This is a genomic window from Paucibacter sp. XJ19-41, from assembly GCF_028462495.1.
Lineage (GTDB): Bacteria > Pseudomonadota > Gammaproteobacteria > Burkholderiales > Burkholderiaceae_C > Roseateles_E.
This window is the reverse complement of sequence record NZ_JAQOWX010000075.1, coordinates 18127-29081: the sequence shown is the minus strand read 5'-3', so window position 1 is coordinate 29081 and position 10955 is coordinate 18127. Positions and strand designations below refer to the sequence as shown.

General features: G+C 64.7%; 11 protein-coding genes. 5 read left to right on the top strand and 6 right to left on the bottom strand.

Annotation, left to right across the window (positions count from 1 at the left end; all coding sequences use genetic code 11):
• Positions 1-331 precede the first annotated feature (331 nt).
• The gene (locus PO768_RS18565) at positions 332-2836 is read left to right on the top strand and encodes a hypothetical protein (protein WP_272647238.1); all 2505 of its coding nucleotides are present in this window, start codon (positions 332-334) and stop codon (positions 2834-2836) included.
• A gap of 374 nt (positions 2837-3210) precedes the next feature.
• On the opposite strand, the gene PO768_RS18560 is transcribed toward PO768_RS18565, so the two are convergent.
• Positions 3211-4206 carry a GlxA family transcriptional regulator gene (locus tag PO768_RS18560; protein WP_269838133.1) on the bottom strand — a complete coding sequence of 332 codons (996 nt, stop codon included), beginning with the start codon at positions 4204-4206 and terminating at the stop codon, positions 3211-3213.
• Between the two features lie 59 nt (positions 4207-4265).
• Between PO768_RS18560 and PO768_RS18555 the strand changes: the two genes are divergently transcribed.
• Positions 4266-4943: a DJ-1/PfpI family protein gene (locus tag PO768_RS18555; RefSeq protein WP_336297776.1), complete on the top strand. Its 678-nt coding sequence runs from the start codon at positions 4266-4268 to the stop codon at positions 4941-4943.
• Positions 4940-6121 carry an acetylornithine transaminase gene (locus PO768_RS18550; RefSeq protein WP_272647237.1) on the top strand — a complete coding sequence of 394 codons (1182 nt, stop codon included), beginning with the start codon at positions 4940-4942 and terminating at the stop codon, positions 6119-6121. The genes PO768_RS18555 and PO768_RS18550 overlap by 4 nt, the downstream gene beginning before the upstream one ends.
• A 41-nt stretch (positions 6122-6162) precedes the next feature.
• On the opposite strand, the gene PO768_RS18545 is transcribed toward PO768_RS18550, so the two are convergent.
• From PO768_RS18545 to PO768_RS18525, 5 genes are all read right to left on the bottom strand, one after another.
• On the bottom strand, positions 6163-7020 hold the full coding sequence (locus PO768_RS18545; RefSeq protein WP_272647236.1) for an alpha/beta fold hydrolase: 858 nt from the start codon (positions 7018-7020) through the stop codon (positions 6163-6165).
• Between the two features lie 20 nt (positions 7021-7040).
• Positions 7041-8042: an NADP-dependent oxidoreductase gene (locus PO768_RS18540; protein WP_272647235.1), complete on the bottom strand. Its 1002-nt coding sequence runs from the start codon at positions 8040-8042 to the stop codon at positions 7041-7043.
• A 9-nt stretch (positions 8043-8051) separates the two neighbouring features.
• The gene (locus PO768_RS18535) at positions 8052-8507 is read right to left on the bottom strand and encodes a DUF2147 domain-containing protein (protein ID WP_272647234.1); all 456 of its coding nucleotides are present in this window, start codon (positions 8505-8507) and stop codon (positions 8052-8054) included.
• 53 nt (positions 8508-8560) lie between these two features.
• Positions 8561-9166 (bottom strand): TetR/AcrR family transcriptional regulator, encoded by a 606-nt coding sequence (locus tag PO768_RS18530; RefSeq protein WP_272647233.1) that lies wholly within the window; start codon positions 9164-9166, stop codon positions 8561-8563.
• An 86-nt stretch (positions 9167-9252) separates the two neighbouring features.
• Positions 9253-9768 (bottom strand): DUF1579 domain-containing protein, encoded by a 516-nt coding sequence (locus tag PO768_RS18525; RefSeq protein ID WP_272647232.1) that lies wholly within the window; start codon positions 9766-9768, stop codon positions 9253-9255.
• Positions 9769-9814: 46 nt separating this feature from the next.
• On the opposite strand from PO768_RS18525, the gene PO768_RS18520 reads away from it, so the two are divergent.
• Both PO768_RS18520 and PO768_RS18515 read left to right on the top strand, forming a co-directional pair.
• Positions 9815-10540, top strand: a complete 726-nt coding sequence (locus PO768_RS18520) for a response regulator (protein ID WP_272647231.1) — start codon at positions 9815-9817, stop codon at positions 10538-10540.
• Positions 10541-10568: 28 nt separating this feature from the next.
• Positions 10569-10910 carry a hypothetical protein gene (locus PO768_RS18515; protein WP_272647230.1) on the top strand — a complete coding sequence of 114 codons (342 nt, stop codon included), beginning with the start codon at positions 10569-10571 and terminating at the stop codon, positions 10908-10910.
• Positions 10911-10955 lie beyond the last annotated feature (45 nt).

Genomic DNA, 10955 nt, shown 5'->3' with positions numbered 1-10955 from the left:
ACGCGCTGGTCAGGCCGCGACCGTCTGACTTAAACCAACTAGCCTCCTCGGAAACCGGGGCGCTTCAGTATCGCTCACCTTTGAGCGCGATGGCGTTCCTCACGTAATTAGCCGAAACCTTGCATCGCCGAACGACGCGACGCTTGACGGAAAGGCGGTAACGCGCAAAGCCATCTTGAACACCTTGACTGGGGGCGAGTCGCCGCCCGCCGACCGTGTTGACAACCTGGTTGCCCTCTTCAGGGCTACGCATCTATTTAGCCAGGACAGACAGGTTCTTACGGAGGACATATCTGAGCACTGTGCCCTGCGTGCCGACATAGTTTCACGAATGCTTGCTTTCGACGACTACGTCAATGGTGTGAAGAAGGCTACTGAAGTCCTCAAGCTGGCAGAGCAACAACTCAAAACGGCCAGGAAGGCTGCAACCGACACCAGAGCGCAAGTGGATGTCGATGTCCAGGAGCTGGCGCGACTTCAGGCGCTACTGGCGTCGGACACCTCGCCCGAAGCTCTTGACGGTCGATTCCTGGAGCTTGAGCGAGCAGTCAATGAGGCGGGTTACCAACTCGGCAGCGCAGAGGTTCGCGATACCCGCGCGTTGCGGGCGCAGTTGGAATCGGCCGCAGAACAAACAATTCGCCGGCAGTCGACATTGGACGTCTTGCGAGCGCAGGCCGCTCGCGCTCGCGCTCTTCAAGCTGACCTTCCCAGCCTTCTAGCGGTTAAGGAAGGCAGGCGGTTGGCTTCGTTAAAGGCTGACGAGGAAGCTGCGGTTGCCGAAGCGGCTTTACTTGCTGCCCAGACAGAGTTGAACCCACGAGGTCCTCAGGCAACGGAAGCAACGCGGCTGCGCGACTGGTACACCTGGGCGATATCCGTTCATCCCAACTACGCACGACTGGTAGCTGAATGCGCCAGTCTCTCGGTTCGACAGAACGAACTGCAAGCCGACACAGCACGGCACGGCGTCGTTGAAGAGCGGGCGCTTGCGCTGCACGCGAATGCAGTGACGGCCCTCCGTCGGGCGGAAGAGCTCTCCAATGCAGGTGCGACCAGGCGCGCTCGATTGCAGGCTGTAGGTTTGTCCTTGGAGCTCGCGAGGAGTTTGCCTCAGCAAATCTCGCTGGCCAAGGTCGACGAGGCAGCCGCTCAAACCGAATGCGACGGCCAGCAATCTCTCCTTGGTGAGGAGAATCAAGCAGCACTCGCCAAGTCGTTGGACGTCGTCCGACTGGAGCGGCAACTCGCGACGGCGATAGCTGAGGCTAGCAAGCTGAAGGGGCTTATCGCTGAATTGCGGGGCCATGTCCACGGAAGCTCTTGCCTGCTGTGTGGCCATGACCATGGCAGCCAGGAAGGCCTCCTAGCCGCAATAGACCGGCAAACGGAGCAGAGTGCCGCAGTAGTCCAAATCGGCGAGGACCTGGCGGCGGAGCGGTCGAAGAAGCTCTTGTTGGAAGGGGGCGTCGAGCGGCGGAAGGCATTGATTAGCCAAGCTCAATCGCGCCTCGAAGCTGCTCGCAACCATCGAGTGGGGCTGGAGCGTCAGCAGCAGGAGCTGTACACGTCGTTCGTTTCGGCGGGCCTAGCCCTTGATGAAAACGTGTCGACGGAACATGCGCGACTAGCCTCCGAAGCTGCAGATGAGGAGGCCCGGGGACTGGCTTCAGCAGCCGCTGCACAGCAGCAACTGGGAGTTGCGGACTCTGAGCTTGCGGCTGCTCGCCAACAGCATGCGGCGGCGAAGGCAGAGCTACAAGCGGTCACTTTTGCCATTGCGAACGCCAAACAACAGGTGGACGAGCATCTCGCGTCTGCTCGAACCGGCGCCATAGACCTCGATGCCGGGTTGGACCGCCTTCAAGAAACCCATAGAAAGCTTGAGGTTGACCTCGCCACGGCAACCACGCTCCTCCAGTCCGCCTCGGCAGCGCATGAGCAGCACCGCACTTCGGCCACAACCGCGCGAGCACATGCGACGACGATGAGAAGTTCGCTTGCGGACGCTGTGAAGATGTTGGACGCTTGCAATGCGGAGTTCGGCAGGATTGATGCCGCGCTCTCGGCGGGAGGTCTGACCCTTGATGTTTCAGACGAGAGGTTCACGGAGCTGACGCAAGAACTGGCGGGCCGCGCCTCTGTCGCGCTGCGCCTCCGGGACAGAGCGGCTGAGTTGGAAGTCGCGGTCGATGCTGCAGCCACCTCAGCAGCATTTCAGAGCATTCGGACAAGAATTGATGCCGGGAAGGTGGTCCTTGAAGCGGCTGCGGCTCAGATGGCGCACGTCGAACCTTGGGTCAAGTACTTCGGCGATGTCTGTACTCTCCTGAACGGTCAGCAGTCTTTGGCCACGAATCACTTCACGACGGAGTACGGCCCCCGCACGGCCGTGATTCAACGTCGTTTGCGGCCGGTGTATGGGTTTCAAGACATCAAGGTCACCACGAAGGACACCTCCATTGAGGTTCATGTCAGTCGTAACAACCAGGACCTCCGCCCAACGGACTATTTCAGCCAATCCCAGGTTCAGACCCTCGTCCTCGGCTTGTTCCTCACCGCTTGCAGCACGCAGACCTGGTCGGGCTTCTCGTCCATCATGATGGACGACCCGGTCACGCACTTCGATGACCTGAACACCTACGCGCTGTTGGACCTGGTTTCTGGGCTCCAGAGTTCAAGCGAAGGAAACAAGCAGTTCGTGATTTCAACTTGCGACGAGAAGCTGCTTCAACTGGCGCGCCAGAAGTTCCGCCATCTTGGAGAAGCCGCGAAGTTCTATCGCTTCTCGGCGATTGGTGTCGACGGGCCGTTGGTCGCGGAGCTTCCAATGTGATGTTGGAGGAAGATGGCTGAACTAAACCGGCCTGACGCAGATTCTCTGACGGCGGAAGCACGAAGCCCGAGGCGACCGACCGAAGGAAAGACTGTCGCAATCGAGGTCTCTGCCTTCATTCGTCTTCGTCACCGTCACCGTCTTCGAGCAAATGAGCCGGAGGTTCCTTGTCCTCAACTCCCGCATCTTCAGAGGCTGCGGCAAGAGCTTTCTGCATCAAGGTAATGAACCCCCCGAGTGCTGCGATGCCCTTTTGGAATTCTCCTGGTAGGAGCACGCTCCGCTTCTTGTCGAAAGTCAGAACATGACAGCCCTCAGGTGCCTCCCATCCAGGAGGAATTGACTCCGTGGCTATCCCGGCGATCCACGCACTGTCAGCGCGTGATCTCTTCTCGCGCCGTTCGAGCCTTGCGAAACGCCGCGGGAGGCCGCCCCAGCAAGCGCTGGAATGATCGCCTCATGCGCTCCGTGCTTCCGAAGCCGCAATCCTCGGCAATGCGCTGCACCGACGGCAGACCGCCCTCCAGTGCGGCACGCGCCGCCTCCACGCGCAGCCGCTCGACCACGTGCGCCGGCGTCGCCCCGGTTTCCGCATGAAAACAGCGCGCAAAGTGGCGAGGGCTCATGCAGGCACGCGCTGCCAGCGCTTCCACGCGATGGTCGAGCCGCAGGTTGCGCCTGATGTGTTCGAGCAGTTCGCCGAACCGCCCCTCGGGGCGCTGCAGGTCCAGCAGAGGCGAGAACTGCGACTGCCCGCCCGGGCGCCGCCGCTCCACCACCAGCTGGCGCGCCGCCTCGAGCGCCACCTCCTCGCCGCAATCATGCGCGACCAGCGCCAGGCACAGGTCGATCCCCGCCGTCATGCCGGCGCTGGTCCACAGCTCGGGGAGACGAACCGAGCCGCTACGGGTGGCAGGCTCTCTGACGAAAATCCGATCCGGCTGCAGGCCAACCGCAGGGAACTCGGTGGCGAACTGCCGGCTGCGGGACCAGTGCGTGGTGGCCGTGCGATGGTCGAGCAGGCCCGCAGCGGCGAGCAGCAGGCTGCCGCTGCAGATGCTGGTGATGCGCGCGCCCGTTTGACTGGCACGTTGCAACCACCGCACCAACTGCGGATCGCGACAGGCGGCATCGATGCCGTCGCCGCCAATCACCATCACCAGGTCGACATCGCTGCACGTTCGCGGCAGCGATTGCACCGGCCAGGCCACGCCTGCCGAGCTGTTCACGGAGCCGGCCATGCTGGCCGCCAGGCGCCAGACATAGCTGCCCGGCCGCTGCAGCCGCGCCACCTCGAACACCGCCATCGGCCCGGCCAGGTCCAGCTGCTGGAAACCAGGGAACAACACGAAGACGATGCGGCAGGCCATGGCCCATTCTGACAGCGCCGGAGACACTCTTGCGTGGCAGAAAAAGTGGGAACAGCGTCATGGCTGTCGGCGGCAGGATTGCGCAAACTGCGCAGCATCTTGAATCGATGCGCGGCAAAGGGGGCCGCATTGCCATGCAGGTAGGCATACTGATCTTTGACGAGGTGGAGCTGTTGGACATGGCAGGGCCGTACGAGGTCTTCACGACCGCATCGCGGGTGCATGCCAGGACCCAGCCTGTGGGCACAGCGCCGCTCTTCAACGTGACCACGCTGGCGCATGACAGCCGCGCCGTGCGTGCCCGCGCCGGCCTGCGCCTGCAGCCCGACGCCACGCTGCACGACCATCCGCCGCTCGACTGCGCCATCGTCCCCGGCGGCGTGGTCGACGCCGAGCTCGGCCGGGCCGAGCTGATGGCCTGGATCGCGGCGCAGGCGCGCACGACGCGCATCGTCGCCTCGGTTTGCACGGGCGCATTGCTGCTGGCTCATGCCGGCGTGCTGGATGGCCTGGAGGCCACCACGCATTGGGAGGATGTGGATGCGCTGCGGGCCCTGAGGCCGGGGCTGCACGTGCGGGAAGGCCTGCGCTGGGTCGATGCGGGCGCCATCGTGACGTCGGCCGGGATCTCTGCGGGCATCGACATGAGTCTGCACCTGGTCGAGCGGCTGCACAGCCGGAAACTGGCCTTGCGCACGGCACGGCAACTGGAATTCGACTGGACGGAGGCCGCATGAGCGAACTCGGGAACGAGCTCATCACCATCATCAGCCGTCCCGACATCGTGTTCGGGCAGGGCCATGGGTCCTGGCTGACCGACGAGCGCGGCAAGCGCTACCTCGACCTCGTCCAGGGCTGGGCCGTGAACAGTCTCGGGCACAGCCCGGCCGTGGTCGCCCAGGCGCTGGCGGACCAGGCGCGCCGCCTCGTGAACCCGGGACCGGCCTTCTACAACCGGCCGATGCTGGATCTGGCAGAAAAGCTGGTGGCGCTGAGCTGCTTCGATCGCGTCTTCCTCGCCAGCTCGGGTGCCGAGGCGAACGAAGGCGCTGTCAAGCTGGCACGGCGCTGGGGCCGCAAGATGCGAGGCGGCGCCTACCAGATCATTGGATTCGAGCATGGCTTCCACGGCCGCACGCTGGCCATGATGAGCGCCTCCGGCAAGCCGGGATGGGACAGCATCTATGCACCCATGCCGGCGGGATTCGCCAAGGCCAAGTTCAATGACATCGGCTCGGTGGAGCGCGCGATCAGCCAGCACACCGTCGCCGTGATGATCGAGTTCGTGCAGGGCGAGGCCGGCGTGAATCTGGCGGACCCCGGCTTTGTGCGTGAACTTCGGGCGCTGTGCACCGAACGGCAACTGCTGCTGATCGCGGATGAAGTGCAGACCGGCATCGGCCGCTGCGGCCACGCCTTTGCGTACGAGCTGTTCGACATTGAGCCGGACCTGATGACCCTGGCCAAGGGCATTGGCGGCGGCGTCCCCCTTTCTGCGCTGCTGTGCAAGGAGCGCATCAACTGCTTCGAACCCGGCGATCAGGGCGGCACCTACTGCGGCAACCCGCTGATGGCCGCCGCGGGTCTTGCCGTACTGAACGAGGTGTGCCGCGAGGACTTTCTTGAGCAGGTGCGTCTGCGTAGCCACCAGTTCAGCAGCGGCCTCCAGCAGATAGCGCGCGACTTCAAGCTCCCAGGTGAGCGTGGCGCCGGGCTGCTGCGGGCGCTCGTGCTGCCCAGCGATCAAGCCGAGCAGGTCGCCACCGTCGCCCGAAATCTGGCGCCCGTCGGACTCCTGCTCAACGCACCACGGCCGGACCTGCTCCGATTCATGCCCGCATTGACGATCAGCGCCGCAGAGATCGACGAGGCGCTGGGATTGCTGCGGAAGACCTTGCGTGATGTCCTGTGCTGAGGGCGCTGCGTGCAGCGATCAGCGTCGCCCAGCGCAGGCCCTCAGCGCGCCAGGAACGCCAGCGCCCTGGCCACAAAGTCGGCGTGGAACTGAAACACCGCACCATGGCCGGAGTCCGGGTAGATGACGAGCTCGCTGTTCGGCAAGCGCTGCGCCAGATCGTGCGTGTTCTTGCTCGGCACCATGCGGTCGCTGTCGCCGTTGGCGACGAGCACCGGGTGACGAATCTTTGACAGGTCGGCAGGTGCCTTGTTGCCCCACAGCCGCAGCGCTTTCAGCTGGGCCTGCAGCGCGGCCACGGTGATGGCCTGGTCGCGGCCTTCGGTGCGCTCCTTCAGGCGCAGCAGAAACTCCTTGCCGGCGCGGATGCCGGCCGGTGTCCGGGTGAAGAACAGGAACTGCTTTGGATCCTGGAAGGTCACCCAGCCCCTGAGCATGTCGAGGTAGGTCACGCGCGCCACCTTGCTGATGCCTTCGCCGCCGGCCGGGCCGGTCCCGGTGATGATCATCCTGCGCACCAGCAGGGGCTCCATCTGCACGATTTCCTGGGCGATCATCCCGCCCATCGAGAAGCCGAACAGGTCGACCTGTTTCAGGCCCAGGGCCTTGATGAAGCTGATGGCGTCCCGGGCCATCTCCTCCATGGACGCCGCCGGGGCGCCGCTCGATGCGCCGACGCCGCGGTTGTCGAAGGTGATCACGCGGTGTCTGGCCGCAAGCCCGTCGATGACGCGTGGATCCCAGTTGTCCAGCACGGCGGCCAGGTGGATGAGGCATACCAAAGCGGTGCCGGGATTGTCTGTACCGAGCTCTCGGTAGGCGAACTGCACAGCTCCGGCAGCAACGGTCCGGGTCGGCACGTTCTTCCAGGTGTGCGGCGAGGTCAGCGAGGGGGTCATGGCTGGGTCTATGGTCGGTATCACTTGATCTTGATGACGACCTTGCCTTTGGCGCGGCCCGACTCGACGTAGGCCAGGGCCTCGTTGGTCGCATCGAAGGGGAACACCCGATCAATCACCGGGCGGATGGCTCCTGCCTCGATCAGCCGGGTGATCTCGCGCAGCTGGAGCCCGTTCGCCTTCATGAAAAGGAACGAGTAACGAATGTCTCGGCGCTGCGCCCTGCGCCGGATGCCGGAGCTCAGCAAGCGCATGACCAGCCGCACGAAGCCGCGAGCCGAAATCTCCGCGCCGAAATCCGGGTCCGGCGGTCCGGAGATGGAGATCAGCTTCGCGCCGCGCTTGAGCACCGTGAGGGACTTCTCCAGCGTCTTGCCGTCCTGGCTGTTGAGGACAAGATCGAAGTCGCGCAAGACAGCCTCGAAGTCCTGTGTCTTGTAGTCGACCACAATGTCTGCGCCGAGACCCTTGACGAGCGATGTGTTGCCCGAGCTGGTGGTCGTGGCCACCGTGGCGCCCACATGCTTGGCCAGCTGGATCGCGAAGCTGCCGACACCACCGGAGCCAGCCTGGATGAAGACCTTCTGCCCCTTCTTCAGCCCGGCTTTCTCAATCACTGCTTGCCAGGCCGTCAAGCCCACCAGCGGGATCGAGGCGGCTTCCACCATCGTGAGGTTGCGGGGCTTGGGCGCCAACGACGCCTCCTTGACGGGGACGAACTCGGCGAAGGTGCCGATCCGGAAGTCGTTCACTCGCGCATAGACCTCATCGCCCACCCTGAACTGCCGTGCCCGCGCGCCTGTCTTCACGACGACCCCGGCAAGGTCATGCCCCAGGGCGACGGGCAGGCGGTAGGGCAGGATGAGCTTGAGCTCGCCGCTCCTGATCTTGGCATCGAGCAGGTTCACGCCGGCCGCATGCACCTCGACCAAGACCTCGTCATCCCGCAGTTCCGGCAGCGCTGTTTCCGCCGACCGCAGCGGGCGCTTCTTGCCGTAGCGTTCCAGGAGAAATGCTTTCATCAGGCTTCCTTATTCCTGGCGCAACCAGGTCTGTGAGCGGCCCAATATGGGCACGCCGATATAGCCACGCACGCTGAGCTGCTGGCCGTTCTGCATGAGGCGCAGCTTGCTGCGGTAGACCTTGCCGTTGTCGGGGTCGAGGATCTGACCGCCAGCGTATTCATCGCCATCCTTGGTCAGGCCGCTCAGGATGACAAGGCCTAGCACCGGGGCGTTCTTGAGCGCGCCTTCGCATTTGTCGCACTTCGGATTCGGGTCTTCGCCGGCCGCCGGGAAGACCTTCTCGATCTTTCCCTGCAGCGTGCCATTCGATTCGGTGATACGTACCAGCGCGCGCGGCTTGCCGCTGACATCGTCCAGGTTCTTCCACAGGCCCAGCGGCGAAGCGTCGCCGGCCCGGGCGGGCAGGGCTGTGAGTGCCGCAGACAGTGCAATCAAAAAGACGGGTTTGAAGCTTTTTCGCATGATGATCATCATGTGTTGAGTCAAAAAAAAGGGGGAAGCCCGCCCTCACGAAATCAATGGCCGCCAGGCGCCAGGTGTTTGAGCGCTGCTTCACGCAAGCCCTCGGCCAGGGCAGGCTCATCCACGGCGCGCGACAACATCAGCGCCCCGACCATGGTGGAGATGGTGAGCAGTGCCCGCTCATGGGCGGCAGGCGATCCCCAGTCAGGCGACTGCCGAGCGAGCAGGTCCACCATCTCCTTGATGTGCCGCGTCGCCACGCGGCGCAACTCCGGCGCCTGACGGGAGGTCTCCGAGCCCAGCGCAGCCAATGGGCAACCGACATCCACAGCGGCGGCGTGTTCTTTGGAAAGGTAGACCGCGAGCATGGCCGTCAATGCCGATCCGGGCGGCACCTGGGCCACCACTTCGGCCACAGCTCCCGCGGACTCGGCACAAGCCCGTGCCGCCGCCTCGGCCAGCATGGCCTCGCGCGATGCGAAGTGGGAGTAGAAGGCGCCATGCGTCAAGCCGGCCTCCTTCATGATGTCCGCGACGCCGGTGCCGTCGTAGCCACTGCGACGGATGGCCCGGGCGGCCACCGCCACGATGCGTTCGTGGGTGGCGTCTTTCGCCGCCGCTCTTGCGCTGGTTCTGGAGTTTCGCATGATAGGCATCATATATTAGTTCGGATGCATGGCCAGGTCCCCTTCCACGTCTATGGAGATTCTTCGAGCGGGGTTTCTTCAAGGCACCGCGCAAGCCTTCAGGCGCCATCCGGCTCCGGCGGCATGCGGCGGTAGTTCACTTCGACGGCCAGCGCCTCGTCGCCTTCGGGCGTGATGTTGTACATGCGCAGGTCGAGCGTGTCATCGTCGGGCTGCTCGATGGCCGTGCGCCAGCCCCAGCGCGAGCCGCCTTGTCCGTCGCTGTAGCTGCCCAGCATGGACAGGCGCGGGTCGCCGCTGACGCCGGTGCTGAACATGAGGGCGGTGCCAGTGCCGAAACTCTCGGCCCAGGCCGATTCGTAGCGGCGCTCGTCCAGGTGGTAGGCGATCAGCGCCACGCCTTCCATCGGCTCGCCGGCGCAGTGGCCGGAGTACTCGTGCAACAGCACGCGGCCGCCCAAGAGCACGCGGATGCTGCCCCGCTGCAGCGATTCGTCCGCCAGCTTGCCGGGCTCGAACCAGAGGCGGAAACGGCCCTCCCACTGCCCCGCCATGCGCACCAACCGGGCGTGAACGCCATCAGCCAGCGATGCTTCGAATTCCTTGCGACCCATGATCCCTCCTTCAAGGCAGTGGTGTTGGCGACGGTCGAACTCTGCCATGAAGGGCGCTGAGCTGCCGCACGCACGTCAAGCTGCGTGCGGCAGCGCACATACGCGGCCCGCCCAGACTGCCAAGATAAGCCATTACTTGTCAGTGGGAGAGTCCTTCATGAGCGGTGTTCCGGCCATGGGTTCGCCCGCCTCGCGCGGCCTGCGTGGAATTCTCAGGGCCTGGTTGCAGGGCTGGTCAAGAGATCTGTGGCAGTCGGCCGGAGATCTGCCCGCTGAGGCCAGGCGGCCCAACGAGCATTTCTACGGCTCGGCTCGTGTGCTGGTGGTCGATGACAACCCGGTGAATCTGGTGCTGGTCTCGGCGCAGCTGGAGGCGCTGGGCCTGGTGCCCTGGCTGGCCGCTGATGGTGCGGAGGCCGTGATGCTGGCCTGTGCCAAGCGCTTCGACCTGATCCTGATGGACTTGCAAATGCCCGTCGTTGACGGGTTCGCGGCAACCTCCACGATCCGCCGCTTTGAGCGCAACAACTCGCGCTGCGCGGTTCCGGTGATCGCCTACTCCGACCTGTCGGTGGACGCGGATGCGCTGGCGCTGCACGGTCTGGATGGCCGCCTGAACAAGCCCTGCACAGATGAAGAGCTCAGGGACTGTCTGCTGCGCTGCTGCCCCGGCTATCGCCCGAACGCGGCCGACCCCAGCCTTGCCCGGGAGACCGGCCGCTGGCCACCACGGGCCAGCGGCCCCGACGCCGCGCCGCAGCATCGGACGTGAACACAGGATCCCCGCGTGGACCCAGCAGATGAAAAGGACCGAGCTCGAAGCGCACCCCGCATCGCGGGGCGGGGCTCGCTCGGCTGGCGCCCCGACCGCTGCGGCGTCGCCGCCGCAGCAGCACCCCGTCGGGCAGGCTGAGTCACCGGCCTGCCAATGCCTGAGCGAGATCAGCTCGGGCGGGACGCCCGCACGAGCGGATATCGCGCCGCAGGACTGGGATCTGCTCTTCCGTGCGGTGCTCGAGACCCTGGCCCGCGTGGCGGTCGACAAGACCGCGACCGAGGGCAAGGGCTTGCAGGCGCGCGTCAGCATGCTTCGCGAATGCCTGGACGCCCTGGACCAGTTGCGCAGATCGATGCCGGTGTAGAACGCGCCGGCGCTTGGCCAAGCGGCACCGCGCGGCGCCAAGTCC